24 protein-coding genes are annotated in these 19297 nt (G+C 36.0%); 5 read left to right on the top strand and 19 right to left on the bottom strand.

Annotated features, from left to right (window positions below):
* Positions 1-2 precede the first annotated feature (2 nt).
* The 10 genes from ACQ2HF_RS12935 to ACQ2HF_RS12890 form a co-directional block, all read right to left on the bottom strand.
* Entirely contained in the window at positions 3-386 is a 384-nt protein-coding gene (locus tag ACQ2HF_RS12935; protein ID WP_432410835.1) for a DoxX family protein, read from the bottom strand.
* Between the two features lie 58 nt (positions 387-444).
* On the bottom strand, positions 445-1179 hold the full coding sequence (locus tag ACQ2HF_RS12930) for a flavodoxin family protein (protein WP_432410834.1): 735 nt from the start codon (positions 1177-1179) through the stop codon (positions 445-447).
* Between the two features lie 232 nt (positions 1180-1411).
* Positions 1412-1828 (bottom strand): DUF6789 family protein, encoded by a 417-nt coding sequence (locus ACQ2HF_RS12925; RefSeq protein ID WP_432410833.1) that lies wholly within the window; start codon positions 1826-1828, stop codon positions 1412-1414.
* A 15-nt stretch (positions 1829-1843) separates the two neighbouring features.
* The gene (locus ACQ2HF_RS12920; protein WP_432410832.1) at positions 1844-3574 is read right to left on the bottom strand and encodes a GMC oxidoreductase; all 1731 of its coding nucleotides are present in this window, start codon (positions 3572-3574) and stop codon (positions 1844-1846) included.
* Positions 3564-4910, bottom strand: coding sequence for a metallophosphoesterase (locus ACQ2HF_RS12915; protein WP_432413097.1), 1347 nt, complete (start codon positions 4908-4910; stop codon positions 3564-3566). The genes ACQ2HF_RS12920 and ACQ2HF_RS12915 overlap by 11 nt, the downstream gene beginning before the upstream one ends.
* 243 nt (positions 4911-5153) lie before the next feature.
* Entirely contained in the window at positions 5154-6197 is a 1044-nt protein-coding gene (locus ACQ2HF_RS12910) for an ArsO family NAD(P)H-dependent flavin-containing monooxygenase (protein ID WP_432410831.1), read from the bottom strand.
* Positions 6184-7230 (bottom strand): ACR3 family arsenite efflux transporter, encoded by a 1047-nt coding sequence (gene arsB / locus ACQ2HF_RS12905; protein WP_432410830.1) that lies wholly within the window; start codon positions 7228-7230, stop codon positions 6184-6186. Before arsB ends, ACQ2HF_RS12910 begins: the two co-directional genes overlap by 14 nt.
* A 2-nt stretch (positions 7231-7232) precedes the next feature.
* The gene (locus ACQ2HF_RS12900; protein WP_432410829.1) at positions 7233-7865 is read right to left on the bottom strand and encodes a low molecular weight phosphatase family protein; all 633 of its coding nucleotides are present in this window, start codon (positions 7863-7865) and stop codon (positions 7233-7235) included.
* A 27-nt stretch (positions 7866-7892) separates the two neighbouring features.
* Positions 7893-8360, bottom strand: a complete 468-nt coding sequence (locus tag ACQ2HF_RS12895; RefSeq protein ID WP_432410828.1) for a DUF6428 family protein — start codon at positions 8358-8360, stop codon at positions 7893-7895.
* A 47-nt stretch (positions 8361-8407) separates the two neighbouring features.
* Positions 8408-8740, bottom strand: coding sequence for an ArsR/SmtB family transcription factor (locus ACQ2HF_RS12890; protein WP_432410827.1), 333 nt, complete (start codon positions 8738-8740; stop codon positions 8408-8410).
* 525 nt (positions 8741-9265) lie between these two features.
* Between ACQ2HF_RS12890 and ACQ2HF_RS12885 the strand changes: the two genes are divergently transcribed.
* Both ACQ2HF_RS12885 and trxB read left to right on the top strand, forming a co-directional pair.
* Entirely contained in the window at positions 9266-9658 is a 393-nt protein-coding gene (locus tag ACQ2HF_RS12885; RefSeq protein WP_432410826.1) for a methyltransferase family protein, read from the top strand.
* A gap of 103 nt (positions 9659-9761) precedes the next feature.
* Complete coding sequence (gene trxB, locus ACQ2HF_RS12880) at positions 9762-10739, top strand: thioredoxin-disulfide reductase (RefSeq protein WP_432410825.1); 978 nt, start codon at positions 9762-9764, stop codon at positions 10737-10739.
* 75 nt (positions 10740-10814) lie between these two features.
* On the opposite strand, the gene ACQ2HF_RS12875 is transcribed toward trxB, so the two are convergent.
* The 6 genes from ACQ2HF_RS12875 to ACQ2HF_RS12850 all read right to left on the bottom strand — a co-directional run bounded on the left by ACQ2HF_RS12875 (position 10815) and on the right by ACQ2HF_RS12850 (position 14915).
* Entirely contained in the window at positions 10815-11303 is a 489-nt protein-coding gene (locus ACQ2HF_RS12875) for a nuclear transport factor 2 family protein (RefSeq protein WP_432410824.1), read from the bottom strand.
* A gap of 82 nt (positions 11304-11385) precedes the next feature.
* Positions 11386-12114 carry a head GIN domain-containing protein gene (locus ACQ2HF_RS12870; RefSeq protein WP_432410823.1) on the bottom strand — a complete coding sequence of 243 codons (729 nt, stop codon included), beginning with the start codon at positions 12112-12114 and terminating at the stop codon, positions 11386-11388.
* Between the two features lie 27 nt (positions 12115-12141).
* Positions 12142-13893: a PspC domain-containing protein gene (locus ACQ2HF_RS12865; RefSeq protein WP_432410822.1), complete on the bottom strand. Its 1752-nt coding sequence runs from the start codon at positions 13891-13893 to the stop codon at positions 12142-12144.
* Positions 13890-14228 (bottom strand): PadR family transcriptional regulator, encoded by a 339-nt coding sequence (locus ACQ2HF_RS12860; RefSeq protein WP_432410821.1) that lies wholly within the window; start codon positions 14226-14228, stop codon positions 13890-13892. The genes ACQ2HF_RS12865 and ACQ2HF_RS12860 overlap by 4 nt, the downstream gene beginning before the upstream one ends.
* A complete protein-coding gene (locus ACQ2HF_RS12855) occupies positions 14225-14431 on the bottom strand; it encodes a hypothetical protein (protein ID WP_432410820.1) in 207 nt (68 codons plus the stop codon). Before ACQ2HF_RS12855 ends, ACQ2HF_RS12860 begins: the two co-directional genes overlap by 4 nt.
* Complete coding sequence (locus tag ACQ2HF_RS12850) at positions 14415-14915, bottom strand: DUF4870 domain-containing protein (protein ID WP_432410819.1); 501 nt, start codon at positions 14913-14915, stop codon at positions 14415-14417. The genes ACQ2HF_RS12855 and ACQ2HF_RS12850 overlap by 17 nt, the downstream gene beginning before the upstream one ends.
* Positions 14916-15359: 444 nt before the next feature.
* On the opposite strand from ACQ2HF_RS12850, the gene ACQ2HF_RS12845 reads away from it, so the two are divergent.
* The 3 genes from ACQ2HF_RS12845 (at position 15360) to ACQ2HF_RS12835 (ending at position 17128) form a co-directional block, all read left to right on the top strand.
* Entirely contained in the window at positions 15360-15782 is a 423-nt protein-coding gene (locus tag ACQ2HF_RS12845; protein WP_432410818.1) for a DUF4442 domain-containing protein, read from the top strand.
* A 221-nt stretch (positions 15783-16003) separates the two neighbouring features.
* Positions 16004-16804 carry a TIGR00266 family protein gene (locus ACQ2HF_RS12840; protein WP_432410817.1) on the top strand — a complete coding sequence of 267 codons (801 nt, stop codon included), beginning with the start codon at positions 16004-16006 and terminating at the stop codon, positions 16802-16804.
* Positions 16805-16930: 126 nt separating this feature from the next.
* The gene (locus ACQ2HF_RS12835) at positions 16931-17128 is read left to right on the top strand and encodes a hypothetical protein (RefSeq protein ID WP_432410816.1); all 198 of its coding nucleotides are present in this window, start codon (positions 16931-16933) and stop codon (positions 17126-17128) included.
* Between the two features lie 34 nt (positions 17129-17162).
* Here ACQ2HF_RS12835 and ACQ2HF_RS12830 read toward each other — a convergent pair whose 3' ends face one another.
* The 3 genes from ACQ2HF_RS12830 to ACQ2HF_RS12820 all read right to left on the bottom strand — a co-directional run bounded on the left by ACQ2HF_RS12830 (position 17163) and on the right by ACQ2HF_RS12820 (position 19275).
* Positions 17163-18107 (bottom strand): LysR family transcriptional regulator, encoded by a 945-nt coding sequence (locus tag ACQ2HF_RS12830; RefSeq protein ID WP_432410815.1) that lies wholly within the window; start codon positions 18105-18107, stop codon positions 17163-17165.
* Positions 18108-18290: 183 nt separating this feature from the next.
* Positions 18291-18716, bottom strand: coding sequence for a DUF2141 domain-containing protein (locus ACQ2HF_RS12825; RefSeq protein WP_432410814.1), 426 nt, complete (start codon positions 18714-18716; stop codon positions 18291-18293).
* 118 nt (positions 18717-18834) lie between these two features.
* Positions 18835-19275, bottom strand: coding sequence for a DUF1648 domain-containing protein (locus tag ACQ2HF_RS12820; protein WP_432410813.1), 441 nt, complete (start codon positions 19273-19275; stop codon positions 18835-18837).
* Positions 19276-19297 lie beyond the last annotated feature (22 nt).

Here is a 19297-nt window from a genome sequence, read left to right as displayed (position 1 = left end):
TTTTAAATTATAATATAAGCGCCACCATTAGTAGCAAGGATTACTAGTGCCGCCGCTAAGAAAATAACATCATAGTGCCAACCGTAGCCTTTTTCAGCATAAAAACCAGTATTCCAATCAATTAGTTTCATTTTTATGGCACCTAGCATTGTGAAAATAATAAGGAGCGCCCCGATTTGAGAAAAAATACCGAACGCTATCATAAGCGCTGCGATGATTTCCAACGCACCAATTACGACAGTTAGTGATGGCGACATTCCTAGACTTTCTCCACGTTCCTTTGGTTTTGTTACGTGTGATTTTCCACTAGAAAAGAAAACTATGGCTACTATAATGCGTAGTGCCAATAAAGCTGCTGGAGTTAAAAATGTAAGATCGAGTAACATATTTAGAGGGATTGGTTAAAAGTGTTAAATGCTATTGGATACAATAGAAAGATATTCACTATCTGTACTCTGGGTTTTCAAATGCCCAGTGTGTTCCATCGTCCCAGTCCTCCCTTGAATTTCCATAGTTAGAATAACCACCTATGTCCTTCAAAGCTTTTGCAAGATGTAAGAGATTGTAGGTCATAAAGGTTGTGTTTCTATTTGTAAAATCTGAATCAAATCCTTTAGGTGTGTCAAACTTCTTTCCTCTGAATTCTTTATCGCCATAACTTGGACCTGGGCCAACTTTACCAATCCAACCACAATCTGCTTGCGGAGGAATAGAGTATCCTACGTGTTGCAACGCATATAAAATGCCCATGGCACAATGTTTTATACCATCTTCATTTCCTGTAATAAGACAGCCTCCCACTTTACCATAGAAAATGTATTGCCCTTTATCATTCGTCATACTGCTCATTGCATACAGACGTTCGATAAGTTTTTGAGCTTCTGAAGATTTTTCACCTAACCAGATAGGGGTGCCAACAATTGTAATATCAGCATCCATTATTTTTTTGTATAGGGATGGCCATTCATCGGTATCTGCACCGTGCTCGGTCATATCCGGGTAAATTCCAGTAGCAATGTCTAAATCTATAAATCTGATTTCTTCAAACGAAACACCTTCTTTCTTTAAAATATTTTGTGAAACTTGCATTAAGGTAGAAGTATGGCTAGTTTCGGGAGATTTTTTAAGGGTGCAGTTAATATAGATAACCTTGAGGGTACTGAAATTTGGTTTAGACATTATATTTATTTTAAAAGTTTATTCTTACAAGATACTAGACCTGTGCTTTGCAAGAGTAGGTTTTACACCAATTTTAACAAACTTCTAAGTCAAAAATGAAGTACTCAAGTGTTTTTTGGGATTTTTGTCGTTTGAAGTACCATTTTCTATACCATCCAGAAAGATATTTCTCTACTAGTTATCCTATCCTTGAATACGCTTATACCTTGAAAGCACTTACCAATTATTGATTTTACTTTTTAGCGATAAGAGCGACTATAATACCAAAAACAATATGCCCTACAAGACTACCAATAGCTAATAGAATTATATTACCATCAGGCTGTGGTACATCCATCACCATACCCATAAGCGCCATAGACACCTGAGCGATAACAAAAGCAATAATACCGAAGACCACACCCTTTAAAACAATATTCCCAATTTTTATTAACCAACTAGAAATTATATAGACATACATTAAGGCAAAAATAATCCCAATTACAAAATGCAGTATCCAACCTACAACTATAGAAGCTCCCATCATTCCTGATAACATTTCTGGTGGACTCATTTTGGGCATTCCTATCATTGCTGCTATCATCATAAAGATGCTCATAATTAGGGTCGCAACGATTCCGGCTATTATACTTTTTGTGAAATTTTTCATTGGTATATATTTAAGTTAATGTATGTTTTTAGATTCTGCAGTTATTTTTCCATCTGTATTCATTTGATGTATTGCTTGTTCTACACCCCTTTCGCTAAAGGCGAGAATGGTAAGAGCTGGATTGGGGCCTAAGGATTTGGGGAGTATAGAACCATCCAGTACCATAAAATTATCATATCCATACATCCTTCCGAACGTATCTACGACGCCTTTTTCTTTTGAAACGCCCATAGATGCTCCCCCAATGTTATGTGGTACTTCTACAATTTTAAAAAGAGCTGCAACACCATTCGGAATATAGAAGCTCTTAGCTTTTTTACTGAATAATTTTCCCAATTTATTCAAGTGTGCGTAGTAGGCATCATTTGCTTTTAAATTATAATTAATTTTAGCTTCCCCTTTATCATCTAAAAAAAAATGTCCTTCTGCGTCATCCCGTCCCATCATTAAAATAGGGATAGGCCAGGAGCGTTGAATCAACTCAAAAACAGGGATATACTTGCCCATCCAATTCACCGTATCACTTATAATTTTATAGCTTTTAGGCTTAAAATTCCCTGTTAGACTCAGAATGATAGCTGTTATGGCTTTTATAGGAGTAGGATAGCGTCCACCTTCTATATAAACACCTTGAGCACTTCCATCTCTATGCTTAAACCGTATGTAATCGCTATTGGTGGTTCCTTTATCCGGTTCTGCTTTTTTTCCAGAAAGAGCCCATCCTAGTATATATAAAATAGCAAAACCAAGAGCAAATACATAATGTCCAAATATAAACGTTGCTAAGGCTCCAACCACACCAATCCACGAAATTAAAAAGCCTCTTTTTGGTAACAAAAAAGTTACAAAATCACCATTCGTAAAGTAACCATTTCCTAATGTTTCAGAAATATTGGGCAATGTTTTATGGATTGCTTTATTCTGAAGTAACAGCTGGGTACTTCCTATAGCTCCAGCACCACAAATTAAAATATCACACGAAATCATTCCTGTTTCACGACTGTCTTCTTTTGGATTGTTCCAATGTAAATTGTAACCACCTCCTTCCAAAGGTTCTATTTTGGTTACTTCCCTAAAAGGAATAATTTGAGCCCCTTTTTTTTGAGCTTCAAATAAATAGTTTTTATCCAGCGTGTTTTTCACATCTATCTCTCCACCCAAAATCTTCTGTTCTTTAGGATCTGAGTAACGCTGTTCTGCGCCGTATGAATTTATAAATTTTGCCCCAGGTATTCCGTTTTTAGGTGCATAAGAAATACCTAACAAAATATTGCCTTGCTTCTCAACAATATCGGGACGTTCTTTGGAGAGTTCCTTTTCGGCCTCTCTAAAAATACAATAAGACGGCAAGTTGCTGTAGGGTGGATATTCTGGATATGTAACAGCTTGCATCATTTTCTCAGCCCTTTCATAGTAGGGTGTCATTTCACTTGCTGAAATATTTCCAGGGAAATCATCAAAAAAATCTCTACGTTTTAACGTAGCAGCATATACGTGAGAACCTCCGCCTACTCCGGCACCCAGCCAGGGGATTATATTTTTCCCTCGCATTTTAAAATCGTTCATACCATAGCGTCCATTTTTGGGTTGCCATAACATATCATCATCTGCTTCGAAATTTTCACGTGTAATCCAACCCCCACGTTCCAAAATAGTGACCTTTTTACCTACCTCAGCAAAACGTAGTGCCGCTACTGAAGCTCCAAATCCAGAACCAATGATTAAAACCTCTGTTTTATGTAACATCTTTACGCCTTTCTTTAATTTCGGAAATGATACTTGATTTTAAATCCTTCCATTCTTTGCGCAGAGCTCCTGTTTCATCTCTTATGCCTTCATTTATTTTTTTACTGAACTCCGTAATCTCAAAGCCATCTTCTTGAATAATCTCAAAATGCATCTTGCCTCCGGTTTCAGCATCATTATAAATACGTAGTGACTGCGTTTCATTAGAGTCACTAACAAAAAGTATCGAGGCACCTATTACAGGCGTTACGGCTCTTGGCAATACCCATCCCCCGGAGTTGTAGAGCGTAAGTTTTGGGAAGTGGTCTGTTGTCGTTTGTTTTTGAAAGGGTTTGTGGGTATGGCCCCAAATAAGGGTTACATCTTCACCAGACCAACCATTTTCACTCAACGTTTCTGAGCAATAGGTGTTTAAATAATGTAACAACCCTTGAATGGTTTCGTCGCTACAGGTTACACTTCCTTTATAACGCTCTCCACGAACTTTTTCTCCGATGTTTTGCAAAAGTGTCTTCGCCAATTGTTTCTCTAACCAATCTGAGGGTAGGTAAGGGAAATCAACATTTTTGGCTATATTTTCTGCCATCTCATCAACGCGTATTTCAAATAATTCCTTATTACTTAACGTACTCATTAATTTTTCAAAAAAATGACCCGCTTTACCACTTCTACCAAGTTCACTAAAAGCAAAATCAATAAAAGGTCCATTTTGTGATTCCAATTCTTCTAAATTTTCAGGGGTTGGGAGTTCAGGGTAAATAGTTTGCAGAAATTTTGAAACAAAATAATACGTTTTTTCAGAAAAATGTCCGTGATGAAATAATAAATAGGGGCCACCTTGCTCGGGCGGAGGTACCATAAAGTTGGGATAGAAAATTTTAAAAGTAAGAGAATCGTTCCCTATTCTTTTGGCAAAAGCGTCGAGAAAATTACTACTAAAACCATCTGTAAATGTTGGTGGGGTAACACTGTGTAGTGCTTCAATTTTATTTAAGTTTGTATTCTCTAAACCTTTTAAAAAATGTCCTTCTTTGGCTAGATTCCATATATGGTGGTCGTGATTGCCTGGAATATAAATTATGGTATCGCATAAAATATTTTTAATGGTACACGCCTCTATGAATGCCTCAAAAATTTCAAAGCTATGGACATAGTCGCTAAAAGATAATCCTAAAATATCTCCATTAAGCACCAGTTTAGGTAAGCTTTCCTGATTAAATTGACTTATAAGGTCTGCTAAAGCCTTACTAAAAGCTTCTATAATTTGAAAACCGCTTCTATTACGAGGTGTAAACAAACTATTGGCTTCACCTAAATGAAGGTCTGATACTACAATATAAGATAGGTTTGATTTTATGATATAAAATTTAACACTCTAAGATACCTTAAAAAAAGTATCACCTTCATAAATTTGACACAAAAAATCAGGATTGTTTATTTATAGTAGTTTATCGTAAATATTGGGATTTATATCTTAGTTTACATTGATTGCAAAGTAGCCAGCAAAAGTATTCTCATGATTTAAATTAGGTACAAGGGAATTTTAATGGCCAAAGTAGGGCTCAAACAGCACAATTGATCACAGTACCTCAGTAATTTCTTTTACAGTTTGTCGGGCGGTTTTTCCAACACCGTAAATGGTAGCTGAAGCAAATCCTGTCCAATTACCATAGCCAACAAGCCATAAGCTAGGTTCTTTTACTGAACGTGTATGTAGGGTCGTTATTTTTCCATTTTGAATAATACCTAGTGATTCTAAGTGTTTGAGGTTTGCTCGAAAACCTGTACACCACAGTACTGCATCAAATGCTTCTCTCGTTCCATCCTTCCAAATAACACCGTGTTCGTAAAATTCTTCAAAAGGTCGAACTGCGTTTAATATATTTCTACTTCTCGCTTCCTTTACACTTTCAACCATCACTATGTTGGATAGGGAAATACTGAAATCGCCACTCGATTTTTCTTCTGATTTTCCTAAAAACTTTTGTGTTGCTTCATTAAATAGATAACGACCATCCATAGTATCAGGCAAGAATTGCGGTTCTTTTAAAGTTACCCATTTAGTTGTTGCCACTTTAGAAACTTCGGCTAAGATCTGTGCTCCAGAATTCCCTCCTCCAACAATAAGAATTTTTTTACCTTCAAAATCAGTTGAATTTTTATAGGTGGCGGAATGAATTTGAACTCCATTAAATTTAGCACTTTCAGGATAGGTTGGAATGAAAGGATTTTTTGCTGTGCCTGTAGCGCTCACCAATGTTTTGGAGTAAAAAATTTCAATATTTGTAGTGATTTTGAAGAGCCCATTTTCTTTCTCTACCTTAAGTACTTCCGTTTGTTTTTGTATAAAAAATTCATAGCGTTTTTCATACGCCGATAAATAGTTAATAAATTCTGATTTTGTGGGATATTCATTAGTACTTTTTGGCATAGGCCAACCTGATAAGGAACTGTAGTTTGACGGTGAAAATAGTTTTAAACTATCCCAAGTATGGTTCCAGGAACCTCCAGCTTTCGCCTGTTTTTCTAATATCAAGTAGCTTAAATTACTTCTTCTTAAAAAATAAGCAATGGATAAACCCGCTTGTCCACCGCCTATTATTATAACATCATGTAGTTTCATCTGTATAATATTTTTTTCGGAGCCAAAAAGAAACACGAACCAATAGAATCAAAGCTGGAACTTCAACCAAAGGACCAATAACTCCTGCAAATGCTTGTCCGGAATTCAGCCCAAAAACAGCAATAGCAACCGCAATTGCTAATTCAAAATTATTTCCTGCTGCAGTAAATGCAACGGCTGTTGTCTTATCGTATGCTGCTCCCGTAGCTTTGGTAACAAAAAAGCCAATGATAAACATTAGGGAAAAATAGATGAGTAATGGAACAGCAATCATCACCACATCCATTGGTATTTTAACAATTAACTCTCCCTTTAATGAGAACATTATGGTAATCGTAAATAAAAGAGCTAGTAAGGTTATTGGGGAAATTGTTGGTATAAATTTTTTAGTATACCATTCTTCACCTTTTAATTTTACTAAAATGAGCCTGCTTAGTATTCCCAACAAAAACGGAATCCCCAAATAGATGGCGACACTTTCAGCAATGGTTGCTATTGAAATATCTACAATCGCACCTTCAAAACCGAAATAGGGTGGAAGCACAGTAATAAAAAGCCAGGCGTAAAAACTATAGGCAAACACCTGAAAGATACTATTTAACGCTACCAAACCTGCGCCATATTCACTACTTCCTTCGGCAAGATCGTTCCAAACCAGAACCATCGCAATACATCGCGCTAAGCCTATTAAAATAAGCCCAACCATATATTCGGGGTACTCCCGTAAAAATGTGATCGCTAAAATAAACATCAATATGGGACCTACTACCCAATTGAGGAGTAACGAAATGGAAAGGATTTTTGTGTTTTTAAAAACTTTGGGCAATAACGCATACTTTACTTTGGCCAAAGGTGGATACATCATTAAAATTAAACCAATGGCAATGGGGATGTTGGTTGTTCCACTATTGAACGAATTGATGATATTTGGAAACGTAGGAATAAAATATCCAAGTCCAACGCCAATAGCCATGGCTACAAATATCCAGAGCGTTAAATTTTTGTCTAGAAAGCTTAATTTTTTTGCTGCCATCTTTATAAGTTAATTTGAGAGAAAACGTAACATAATTCAGTTGCAATTTGCAGGCTTCTTTCGGTATATTTTTCTACTTGTTGTGGTGTGTTGTCAAAGGCTTTCGGGTCTTCAAAAGGAATTGAAATACGCTTTTCAGCACCTGCAATAAAAGGACAATCGCTATCGGCTTGCGAACAAGTCATAATTGCTGCAAATTCAGATTTTGGGTTAAAATCATTAGCTAAATTTTTTGAAAATCCTAGTATTGGATGCTCGTTTTCCGCATATTTAATACTGTAAATGGGGTTCTCGTTTTTTGATAAGGTTGTTATCTGAAAACCAGAATTTTTTAAAACTTCAGCAACCATAGGGAAAAGCGCCGTAGCTTCTGTGCCACCTGAATAGCAGAACACATTTTTAATAGAAAAGTAGTGTGCCAGGGTCTGTGCCCAAACTTGGGATAAATGACTTCTTCGAGAATTATGAGTACAGATAAAGTTGATACGAATTTCTTGACCTTTTAAAATTTTTGACTGAATAAAGTCAGTTAGCGGTTGTAAAACAACTTTTCTCTCTTCTGAAATGGTTTCGGGTTTTAATTCCTTAATTAGTAATATGATTTCTGAAAATAGGGTTGGTTGCGTTGTCATCATTAGTTTGAAGTTTTAGTTGTATACTAATTAGCAACAGTTACCTTCTGGTGAACAACAAGATTCATTGTTTAAATTGGCTAGCTGCAGCTTAGGTTTTTCTACAGGAATACCACATTGGTCTTTTGCTAAACAGTCTGTATGCTTGCTAGTCAATAAAAAATGTGTTCCATCAAAATCCAATCCGAATTTTCCAATCGTATCGGCTTGATATTCCACTTCTATTTCTAAATCTTCAATACTTAAAATCTTTTCTGAAAGCGATATAATGTCTAATAGTTTTTCAGGATGCAACCTGTGATCGTAGTCGTTTGCATTCCAAAGTTGAAAGTTAGCTACTTCTTCTTTACGGACGGTTCCACCACAATCAATAAAATGTTTCGAAATTTTTCCAACCTCTGTAACATGAAAATGATTCGGCACCAATTCTCCGTTAGGTAACTGGAATGAAATGGTTTTTAATTCATTCAATTTGCTTTTTACTTCTGATAGTTTCATAGCTTATTTGTTTAGTGCGATTATACGATTAATTAGTTCAATTTTTTTTAACAACATTCTTCTGTTTTTGAAATATCCTGATTTAGAAACTGCAACATCATTTCTTTCATAGCGGTCCAGTTTTCTTTATTTATACAATAACAAACGCTTGTTCCTTCTACGTTTCCTTTAATTAATCCTAAATATTTCAGTTCTTTTAAATGCTGTGATATGGTGGGTTGAGCCAGTCCTATTTCGGTTACTAGATCTCCGCAAACACAAGAGTCAATTTTAAATAAGTATTGTAAAATGGATACTCTTGCAGGATGACCAAAAACTTTTGCAAACCGTGCAATTTCATTTTGTTGATTGGTAAACATTTCGGTTTTTGTGACTCCCATTATATTCTTTTATTAATTTATTGCAATATTACGATTAATAGTTGACTCTACAACTTCAAAACCACATTGTTAGTAAAAGTTTCTAATCTGATGGAACTATTTTACATTTCATTTTTCTGAGACTATCCAAAGGGCTCGATTTTAATAAAGGAATTTTATATTCTTATTCTAAAGGGTTTAAGAATACAAGCTAAGTATTGCCAAGTATGAAATTCTTAAGTAAAAAAGCACTCTATTTAGTAATACTCATATAGTTTGGCACCCTACTGAAGTAACACATGATTATTGAGGTAGTAATGCTTCGTATTTATAGTTAAAAGCGAATTTTAGATTTTATAGAAAAACCTAAAATAACATTTTTAAAATTTTAAATACTACAAAAGCTTATTGTAGTAAAAGTCTTACAGTTATGTGCGTTTTTAATACGCTCAAAATATTATTTTTGATATATGTTTAAATTTTATCGTGTATAAAAGAGATATTTTTTTTCTAGTTATTCAGTTTTTACTTTTCGCATTCTATTTTATGGATTGGGGATGGTTGCAAATTAATTTGCCAAATTGGATTATATATCCATCCCTGGTATTTTGTATTGTAGGCTTGCTCATAATAGTGTGGGGAATTTTAAGTATGAGTGACAATCTAACACCGTATCCAACGCCAAAGAAAGATTCAAACTTGGTGTCTACAGGTGTTTATAGCTATATAAGACATCCTATTTATTCTGGTATTTTACTTTCATTTTTTGCTTTTGGAATCTATTCATTCTCACTTTTTAAAATTATCATTGTCATTTTACTTGCTTTGGTACTCTATTTTAAATCTAATTTAGAAGAAAAGTTGTTGTTACAGCGGTACCAGGAATATTCAGCATATATAAAGAAAACAGGCAGATTCTTCCCGAAAATACGCTCATAAGCGTAGGTGATAAGCTCATTATAATTCTTAATAACTTTTGGACTAGGGTTTTCTACATTCTTGCTATTTTTACATTCTAAAATTTTACAAAGACAATCCTATTATGAGTGATACAGTAGAAAGAATAAAATGTTTGATTATTGGTTCCGGACCAGCAGGATATACCGCCGCTATTTATGCAGCTAGAGCAGACCTGAAACCTATTATGTACACAGGAATGGAACCTGGCGGCCAGTTAACTACCACTACCGAAGTAGATAATTTCCCTGGATATCCGGATGGTATTGATGGTCCCACCATGATGGTGCAACTACAACAACAAGCAGAACGTTTTGGAACCCAAGTGCGTATTGGAATGGTAACTGCCGTAGACTTTAGCGACGAAGTAGGAGGGATTCATAAAGTAACTGTAGATAATGCTACTCAAATAGAAGCCGAAACAGTTATTATATCAACTGGGGCAACTGCAAAATATCTAGGATTACCTAGCGAACAAAAGTTACGTGGCGGAGGCGTTTCTGCCTGTGCCGTTTGTGATGGATTTTTCTATAAAGGGCAGGATGTAGCTATTGTTGGAGCTGGAGATACCGCCGCTGAAGAAGCTACGTATCTCGCAAATATTTGCAATAAGGTAACTATGCTAGTGCGAAAAGATCATATGAAAGCTTCTAAGGCGATGCAACATCGTGTTACTTCTACCAAAAATATAGAGCTACGTTATAATACCGAAGTAGACGAAGTGCTAGGAGATATGGTAGTTGAAGGTTTGCGAATGAAAAATAACGAAACGGGTGAGAAAGAAGAAATAGCAATCACTGGGTTATTTATCGCGATTGGTCACAAACCAAATACCGATATTTTTAAAGGACAATTAACCATGGACGATACCGGGTATCTAATTACCAAAGGAAAATCCACAAAAACCAACAAACCAGGCGTTTTTGCCAGTGGCGATGTACAGGATAAAGAGTATCGTCAGGCTGTAACTGCAGCAGGTACAGGATGTATGGCTGCATTGGACGCAGAACGTTATTTGGTAAGTATCGATAGCGTTGAAGAAATTAATACACCAATGTATTAAAACCATTTTTAAAATAATAGTATAAAAAAGCCGCTATCTAGCGGCTTTTTTTAGTATTAGCATCAATTTTATAAATTAATTTGCTGTCTTATGGTCAAAGCTAAACACTCTCTTCAGCTTCCAGGCATCGTTTTGTAGCTCGTAATAGGAACTGAATTTTGCATACCCCGTTTTTAGTAGTTTCTTGTCTGTTTCCTTCCGAAAAAACTCGTGTTCACCGTTTACATATGCACCGTAAAGGATAGTGTTATTTTTAAGTGGAAACACTTCTAAACTTCCCTTAATTAACTCCCGTGTTAGTTTTCCTGAAGGATTTCCACAGATATTTTTTGCTATGGCTTCCATAAATTCTGCTTTATCTTGAATGCCACCAATATCATGGTAAAATTCTAAATCTTCCGAAAGTATTAGCTCTAAGCCTATTAAATCGCAGTTGTTGAAACCAGCGTCAAAAACAATACTGTCCATCTGCTTCATTTGCAGGTATAATTCTGAAGTTTTTTCAACCTGGGCAAAACAGGTTATGGAGATGAGTAGGACTAAAATTTGTAGTATATATTTCATAAGTTGATGTTTTAAAAAAATCCGTCCCGATTCAATACACAAACCAAGACGGATCCGGCTATTATAGCCGATAGCTTCTTTGTTACATTTTACGTACGCTTCCAGACTTACCGCTGTTATTTTTCACGGCAGTAGGGTTTCCATAGTAATTTACATCACCACCGCTGGAAGCGTCTACTTCCAGACTTTCTTTTACGTTTACCGTAATATCTGCTCCGCTGGAAACTTCGGCTTTGCAGTTTATTACTAATAAGTCTTTAGCGTTAATTTCGCTGCCGCTAGAGGCATCTGCCGTAAGTTGTGATGCTTTTCCTGAAACTTTAATATCTGCCCCGCTACTACAATCTATATACAGTGTTTTTGCAAATACTTCTACGTCAAGATCTGATCCACTGCTGGAATCTAAGGTTAAATTTTCTGCTTCCAGAATACCATTTACAACAACATCTGCTCCGCTGGAAGAGGCTACTTCGTCTAAAGAAACATAGGTTATGTATACTTTTTTCGCTTTGGCTCTACCAATATTATGATGGTCACTTGTTGTAACGTGAAGCTTTCCATTAGTGATTTCGGTTGAAATTATTTCTTGTAAATTTTCATCTGCTTCTACTTTAATGCTAGCTGTAGTTCCTTTTGTAAGGTATACATCCAGCCCTGCACTACCACGAACTTTAGTAAAATCTTCGGAGACGTTTCTGGTTTCAGTGGTTACATTTCCGTTGCCATCGGTCTGGCCAAAGTTCATGTCGAAATGACAAGAGGTTAGAGTTACGGTTGCTATGGTGAGCAAGATTATTTTTAGAGTTTTCATGATTTTGAATTTTTGGTTGTTTTTAATTTAAATAGAATCAGTCACTTTTACTGGAATAGATGTTTTCACACTATCAACTTTTATTACTTTTATTTCAGTTTGCGTATCGTCTGTGAATTCTTTTTCAACATCTTGTTTCCAATCTCCTGTAGCTGAGGTATCCATTTCGTTAGAATCGTCCATTATTTGATCTTCCGGACAGTCCAGACATTGGGTTTTGTTTTTCAGAATTAAAAGCGATTTACCTTCCATGCCATTGTGCAGGATATCGTTGTGACGTGAGTCGTTTCTATGATAGGAGTAGGTGTTATCTTCAGCAACCAGAATGCTTCCTTCTGGTAAAAAAAGCGTGATTTCTATCTCCTGGTCACGGTATTTATTTTCAAAATTGGTTAAAAAATACCCATCCAGAAATAAGGTTTCGTTTTCGAAAGCATAATTGTACTCAATAGCTTCGGCACGCTTTTTTGCATTGAGAAAGCTATTGCCTTCAGCATTCTTGTCTATTATAATTTTTGCAACACTATCGGTCGTAGATTTTACAATTAACCGAATGTCGTTACTGTAAATTATTTTTTGATCGTTTTCATCATATTTTATCTCTACGCCGCCATTTTTAGACACATACACATCATATTGAGTATTAGCTCGCATGGCGATACGAACGGTATCACCTGTACGGACTGGTAGTTTTTCTTCAGTAATTACCTCGCCGTTATAGGCTTTTTCCGTAGCTTGACGAACCCCTAGAATTCCAAGGCCTACCAAGGATGCTACCCAAAGAACTAAAAGAATAATTTTAGCTTTGGTACCAATAGATTTTAAATTAGTTACCAGTAATTTAAGTCCTAGAATAAAGATCACAAAAAACGGAATCCCTACTGCTAGAAAGGCAAGTAATGATACTAACCAGATAGGACTATTAGAAGTATCTACGAGATTAATATAATCCAACACTTCTCCAGTGCCCCAAAGGTCTATAGTTCCTAAGGTGAATAAGCTAATAATTAGGCTTATTAATACTGAAAGACCAATTAAAATTAAAATAATACCAAAAAACTTAACAAATATTTTGAGAATGGTAAGGAGGATATTACCCAGTGTTTCAACAAATGTTACGGCACCATTCCCAACTTTTTGTCCAAATTTGTCGTAGTCTGCATTTTTCACTCGATCTGCAACGGTATCATACCCTTCCTTGAATTTTTTTTCAATGTTCGATATGGTCACAGCCTCGCCGCTCATTTTCAGTTTTTCTGAAGTGGTGAGTGCCGCCGGAACCAAGATCCAAAATAGGATATAAATAATAATAAATGTTCCGCTGGTAAGAATGGTGAGTAAAATCCAAAGTAATCGTACCCAAATAGCATCTATTTTCAAGTAATGCGACAATCCTGAAGAAACTCCAGAAATAAATTTATTGTCCACATCTCGAAACAATTGCTGGTGCGACGTAGTGGTTCGGTCTCTTCTGCTACTAGTGTAACTAGGTGGAGTGTCTTCGAAAATTTCTTCGTCTACACGATAATCTTCAGGTTGTCCCATGACGGTGATTACTTCGTCCAGCTCTTTAATACTAATTACCTGTGAGGTGGATTCAATTTTTTCTGAAAATAATTCAGAAATCCGCGCTTCAATATCACGTATAATTTCGTCTTTTCCCTGGGGGTCGCTCAACGACTTCTTTATGGCATCGAGGTAGCGTGAAAGTTTGCCAAAGGCATCCTCATCTATATGAAAGAACGTGCCGGCTAGATTTATGTTTACTGTCTTTTTCATTTCTTAGAGGTTGTGCTGGTTACTATAGTTACGGCCTGTTGCAATTCGCCCCAGGTGGTAGTTAATTCGTTTAAGAACAGAGTGCCTGTTTCTGTAAGTTCATAATACTTGCGTGGGGGACCACTGGTAGATTCTTCCCAGCGGTAGGCGAGGAGCCCTGCATTTTTTAACCGTGTAAGTAACGGATAAATGGTGCCTTCTACCACAAGCATTTTTGCGTCTTTAAGGGTATCCAGTATGTCACTGGTATATGCTTCTCCATCTTGTAATATAGATAGGATGCAATACTCTAAAACCCCTTTGCGCATTTGCGCTTTTGTGTTTTCGATCTTCATTTGCTTAGTTTACATTTATGTTCGATTCTGATTGATGTTGCAATACTTGTATCTTTTTTATCTGCTGAAATTTTAGCGCATTCAGTAACGCTAATTTGTTCAGTGATTTCTGTCTGTGCGTTGGCCGCTAGTTTCCGTTCCTGAACTTCTACACCCAAAAAATTGAGTACGATGGCCATTACAATGCTAATTAATGTGTTCATGTTCCTGAGGTTTTAATGGTTGTGGTTTTAAAAATGGGATGGTAAACGGGTATTTATAGAGTTCTCCTCGAGATGCTTTTGTAGTAGCCGTAATAATGGCGTACAGTTCAAACACAAAGAGACCTAATAACAGTAGGGCTACAATGCCGAAGAGGATGATATATCCAGAAAAATTCTTAATATTTTGTACCGAAACTTCGCGATACTGACTTTCCATTGCATCAACTAAAGATATAAAGTCGGTCGCAAAAATGATAAAGAACGGCAAGCAGGCAACTCCTACTAAAATTGTATAAACCAAAATACTCAACTGGAAATTGAGCGCCTGTCTGCCGTGTTCATTTACAAAGGGTCTTTCTTTATTTACCGTCCATAATAGGAGCGGAAAGATAAAATTACCAAAGGGTATAAAGTATTTTGAAAATGTGGACAAGTGCGTTACCGCAGCTACATTTTTATCATTTTCTGAAAGAGTAGTTTCCATAGTTCATTAATTTCTTATACAAATATATGTCTATTACTTGGTATTATGTTACGCATAGTACTAAAAATTAACAAAACGTTAACAATTGTCAGTCTCAAGATAATCTTGAATACATCGGGAAACCCAACTATTACTTGCTAATTGTACCCCTTCCGAATTTCGGGTTGAAGCATGTTAATTCCATTTAAAATCTATCCGAAATCCACCTTCCCTTAACGCTTTTAAGTTTTGTAAACTCAATAAAATATTAGGATGCTAAGGGAAGGAGCTCGATTTTGAGTTTAATTGAAATATAAATTACACATTTGACTAATTACCCAGTTACCCAGTTAACGAATCTCCATACTCAACAAACTGAGAGCAATTTTTAATACAGATTAAGTATCTTCGTTGGAAATCCAAATCTTTACCATGTTGTCTCCAAAAAAAATAAACACTTTTACCATGCTGAAACTTCCATCAGCCTTTTTTACGGGAGTACGTGTGAAGAAAATTTCCGCAGAAAGCTGTGTAACCTCTGTAAAATTGAAATGGATTAACCAGAATCCATTTAATTCTATGTTCTGGGCCGTACAGGGAATGGCAGCAGAATTAAGTACAGGTGCATTGGTAATGGCGCAAATACGAGAGCGTGGTGCTAAAGTTTCGATGCTCGTCGCAAATAACAAAGCGACTTTTACCAAAAAGGCTACAGGAAGAATCACCTTTACGTGTAGCGACGGTATTGCCATACAAAAAGCCATTTCAGCAACCGTAAAAACTGGCGAAGGTCAAACCTGCTGGATGAAAGCCGAAGGAGTAGATGAAGCGGGAGACACAGTTTCGATATTTGAGTTTGAATGGACCGTGAGGAGGAAGAATGGTTAATTAGATACCTGGGTAATTAGTGAATTAGTTGAGGAGTTTAATGTTGAAGGGTTGAGAAGCAAGTAAATGAACTTATAATTGATGTCTCCTAATGTCTCGATGTTTCCCAGCGTATCTCTTTGAAATAAATTTTTAGATAGAAAATGTAACAATTCGCTAAAGTACTCAACTCATAAATAGCGAAGCCAAAGGCAAGCAACGAAACTCCTAAACTCAAAAAAATGAACGCACACGAAATAGATTATAAAATCCACGGTGAAGAAATGCAATTCGTAGAAATAGAACTGGATCCCAACGAAGGCGTGATTGCCGAAGCAGGAAGTTTTATGATGATGGACGATGGCATTAAAATGGAAACCATCTTTGGTGATGGTTCTGCAAACGATAAAGGCTTTATGGGCAAAATGTTTGGCGCCGGTAAACGCTTACTTACTGGTGAAAGTTTGTTTATGACAGCCTTTTATAATACAGGAGTAGGTAAAAAACAAGTAAACTTTGCATCCCCATACCCGGGAAAAATACTCCCTATAGATTTAACAAGATTTGGAAATAAGTTTATCTGCCAGAAAGATGCCTTTCTCTGTGCTGCAAAAGGAGTAAGTATAGGTATAGAATTTTCAAGAAAATTAGGTCGCGGACTCTTTGGTGGAGAAGGTTTTATTATGCAAAAGCTGGAAGGCGACGGAATGGCATTTGTACACGCCGGCGGAACTACAGCGACAAAAGAACTAGCAGCTGGAGAAAAATTGAAAATTGATACGGGTTGTATTATAGGTTTTGATCATACGGTAAACTATGATATAGAATTTGTAGGAGGTATTAAAAATACGCTCTTTGGCGGAGAAGGACTTTTCTTTGCTACGCTTACAGGACCTGGAACTGTATTTGTACAATCGTTGCCATTTAGTAGATTGGCCAAACGAGTTTGGGCAGCAGCACCTCAAGGTGGTGGGAAAAATAAAGGAGAAGGAAGCGTCTTAGGTGGCTTAGGCAGTCTGTTGGACGGAGATAATAGGTTTTAATCTATAATATTTATAAACAAGGGCAATTTTCTTGAAAGTTTTTCACTATCTTACAGACACCTTAATCACAAAAACCTCTTCGCGTATAGATAAACACTACTTAACCTGAAAAATACCGAATTAACTATGGCTAGAGCAATGTACGACTACACCAAAGCTGTATTAAAAAAAGTAAGCTTTGATGCAAATTTATTCTGTAAAGAGCTAAAAAAAGCGCTAGAACGACTTCTTCCTTACGAAATTGAGGAATTAAAAGTTTGGGTAGATGCCTTAATTAAGCAGAATCCTCAACTGAACCAATGTTTAATTTATTTAAATCCCTAATATAAATGCCCCGAAATTTTACGGGGCATTTATGTTAGATAGACTTTTTAGTAGGACTTATAATTTCAATATCTTGAAATGCAATGGCACCCCGTACTACGCTAGAAATGGTGTCGTATAGTGCGTTCGTAATCTGTAATTTAAGTTCACTAGTACTGTAAATTAAACTTACTTCTCTTGAAGGTAATGGTTTTTTAAAATGTTTTAAATTTTGTTTCTGCTTTTCGTCCATATCTAAAGTATTCAGGTAGGGGAGTAGTGTCATCCCCAATCCTTCGTTGCTTAATTTAATTAATGTTTCGAAACTCCCGCTTTGTAGTTGGAAGGACTGATTTGTATGTAATCGTGAAGATTTACAAAGGTTAACCACACCATCTCTAAAGCAATGCCCGTCTTCCAGTAATAAAATATCGTCTATATCTAAATCGACTGTTTCTATTTCTTTTTTATCTGCCAGTCTATGACTTTTAGGTATATATCCAACAAAAGGCTCGTAATACAATGCACGCTCTTTAATTTTTGGCTGATATAAAGGTGTGGCAGCAATGGCAGCATCTAGATGATTTTCATTAATTTTTGAAATGAGTTCTTCGGTAGTTAGCTCTTCAATTTTTAATTGAACTTTTGGATATTTTTTGGTAAACGTTCTCAAAAACATAGGTAAAAGCGTAGGCATAATTGTTGGTATAATTCCCAATTTAAATTCACCGCCAATAAAACCTTTTTGCTGGTCTACCACGTCTTGCATTCTATCGGCTTCGTTAACGATATTTCTTGCTTGATTTACTATTTTCTTACCTATTTCGGTAAGCTCAATAGGTTTTTTACTTCTGTCAAAAATTAAGATATCCAGTTCGTCCTCCAGTTTTTGTATTTGCATACTAAGGGTGGGTTGGGTAACAAAAGTTTTTTCAGCAGCTTTGGTAAAGTTTTGTTGTTCAGCTACTGCAAGGACGTATTTTAGTTGCGTGATAGTCATTATGATAGACGTTTTTAGATTGAATGCTGTGCGATTTCAGATAAAACTGATATCAAAGATACGAAGACTATCGATAAAAACTATGCAAAATTTATAAATGGAAGTTTTTACTTATTCAAAAGGTCGAATCTAACGATTCGACCTTTTGGGATTTGTATTTATATTTTTTAATATATACGTAGCCTACAGTATAATTTCCATTTCAATAGGTGCTGTAGCTATAGTAAACTTTGCATCTTTCCATTGTGGTGGTCCAAAGTTCATAACATTGTTCGAAACGCCGTAATTTTCTTTTGGCATTCCGTTAGCTTCAAAATCCATAGTTTTGTTTCCGTTGGTATCGTGAAAGAGTGTTATTCCGTAATCTCCTGGTGCAATATTGGTAAAGACTACGGTTGCTTTTCCATTTTCAATGGTACTACGTAACCCTTCTAATGGAGCGGCTTTCATAAAAGTAGCTTCGTTGTAAAGTGCTACTATAATTTCTCCTGTGTCGGTTTTTACAGGAACGGTTACGGTAATGGTGGTACCCTCTGTTTTAATGGCATCTTGTGCATTCATAAATGCTAGTGTACATGCTAGAACGATTGTAATAATGATAGTTTTCATAGGGTGTGTTTTAAAGTGTTTATTTGTTTTGAACACTTCAAAAGTGAGAAGAAACGCAAGGAACACAAATTAAAACCTACCCAACTGTAGCATTACAATACTGAAATGTATCTAACGATCATTTTTTGTTCTGCAATTTCATTTTCCGTTGTTGTATAAATAAATATCCTACAAGTAACATGGAAAGTATGATTACAAAAGGAAGAAACCACGTGCCCAATGTTTTCAACTCGCCTACAGCAATTAATACATTAGCAATACCAATGTAGGTTGTTAAAATTAGAACATAAATTCCAACAATTTCAGCAAAATATGGTGGTTGTTTTTTTTGTTTGGGCATATATTTAGCACCACTGCTAATAGCAAAAATGATAAGTACGTTGACTACATTAAGAATAGGAAGTAACCATATCGTACTTTTCTTTCCAAAACCATCTGCCTCTCCTATGGCATTAAAATGAATAGGAATTTCTTCTGGTAACTGTGCGTAATACAATGCTGGAAAAAGGAATGAAACCACTAGTAGGGCTAAGATAATGATTCGTAAAAGTGTTTTCATATGTTGATGATTTTTTGAGGAT

Origin of the sequence: Rasiella sp. SM2506, assembly GCF_050859505.1 — a bacterium.
Classification (GTDB): Bacteria; Bacteroidota; Bacteroidia; order Flavobacteriales; family Flavobacteriaceae; genus Marinirhabdus.
This window is presented reverse-complemented; position numbering and strand designations above follow the sequence as displayed.

Excerpts from the sequence above, each read along its gene's own strand:
- ACQ2HF_RS12845 (WP_432410818.1), top strand. The coding sequence starts at position 15,360 with ATGCTGAAACTTCCATCAGCCTTTTTTACGGGAGTACGTGTGAAGAAA.
- ACQ2HF_RS12865 (WP_432410822.1), bottom strand. The coding sequence starts at position 13,893 with ATGAAAAAGACAGTAAACATAAATCTAGCCGGCACGTTCTTTCATATA.
- ACQ2HF_RS12860 (WP_432410821.1), bottom strand. The coding sequence starts at position 14,228 with ATGAAGATCGAAAACACAAAAGCGCAAATGCGCAAAGGGGTTTTAGAG.
- trxB (WP_432410825.1), top strand. The coding sequence starts at position 9,762 with ATGAGTGATACAGTAGAAAGAATAAAATGTTTGATTATTGGTTCCGGA.
- ACQ2HF_RS12890 (WP_432410827.1), bottom strand. The coding sequence starts at position 8,740 with ATGGGAGTCACAAAAACCGAAATGTTTACCAATCAACAAAATGAAATT.
- ACQ2HF_RS12935 (WP_432410835.1), bottom strand. The coding sequence starts at position 386 with ATGTTACTCGATCTTACATTTTTAACTCCAGCAGCTTTATTGGCACTA.
- ACQ2HF_RS12855 (WP_432410820.1), bottom strand. The coding sequence starts at position 14,431 with ATGAACACATTAATTAGCATTGTAATGGCCATCGTACTCAATTTTTTG.
- ACQ2HF_RS12850 (WP_432410819.1), bottom strand. The coding sequence starts at position 14,915 with ATGGAAACTACTCTTTCAGAAAATGATAAAAATGTAGCTGCGGTAACG.
- ACQ2HF_RS12825 (WP_432410814.1), bottom strand. The coding sequence starts at position 18,716 with ATGAAAACTATCATTATTACAATCGTTCTAGCATGTACACTAGCATTT.
- ACQ2HF_RS12910 (WP_432410831.1), bottom strand. The coding sequence starts at position 6,197 with ATGAAACTACATGATGTTATAATAATAGGCGGTGGACAAGCGGGTTTA.
- ACQ2HF_RS12875 (WP_432410824.1), bottom strand. The coding sequence starts at position 11,303 with ATGAAATATATACTACAAATTTTAGTCCTACTCATCTCCATAACCTGT.
- ACQ2HF_RS12920 (WP_432410832.1), bottom strand. The coding sequence starts at position 3,574 with ATGTTACATAAAACAGAGGTTTTAATCATTGGTTCTGGATTTGGAGCT.
- ACQ2HF_RS12900 (WP_432410829.1), bottom strand. The coding sequence starts at position 7,865 with ATGATGACAACGCAACCAACCCTATTTTCAGAAATCATATTACTAATT.
- ACQ2HF_RS12835 (WP_432410816.1), top strand. The coding sequence starts at position 16,931 with ATGGCTAGAGCAATGTACGACTACACCAAAGCTGTATTAAAAAAAGTA.
- arsB (WP_432410830.1), bottom strand. The coding sequence starts at position 7,230 with ATGGCAGCAAAAAAATTAAGCTTTCTAGACAAAAATTTAACGCTCTGG.
- ACQ2HF_RS12870 (WP_432410823.1), bottom strand. The coding sequence starts at position 12,114 with ATGAAAACTCTAAAAATAATCTTGCTCACCATAGCAACCGTAACTCTA.
- ACQ2HF_RS12820 (WP_432410813.1), bottom strand. The coding sequence starts at position 19,275 with ATGAAAACACTTTTACGAATCATTATCTTAGCCCTACTAGTGGTTTCA.
- ACQ2HF_RS12930 (WP_432410834.1), bottom strand. The coding sequence starts at position 1,179 with ATGTCTAAACCAAATTTCAGTACCCTCAAGGTTATCTATATTAACTGC.
- ACQ2HF_RS12840 (WP_432410817.1), top strand. The coding sequence starts at position 16,004 with ATGAACGCACACGAAATAGATTATAAAATCCACGGTGAAGAAATGCAA.
- ACQ2HF_RS12885 (WP_432410826.1), top strand. The coding sequence starts at position 9,266 with ATGGATTGGGGATGGTTGCAAATTAATTTGCCAAATTGGATTATATAT.
- ACQ2HF_RS12925 (WP_432410833.1), bottom strand. The coding sequence starts at position 1,828 with ATGAAAAATTTCACAAAAAGTATAATAGCCGGAATCGTTGCGACCCTA.
- ACQ2HF_RS12830 (WP_432410815.1), bottom strand. The coding sequence starts at position 18,107 with ATGACTATCACGCAACTAAAATACGTCCTTGCAGTAGCTGAACAACAA.
- ACQ2HF_RS12895 (WP_432410828.1), bottom strand. The coding sequence starts at position 8,360 with ATGAAACTATCAGAAGTAAAAAGCAAATTGAATGAATTAAAAACCATT.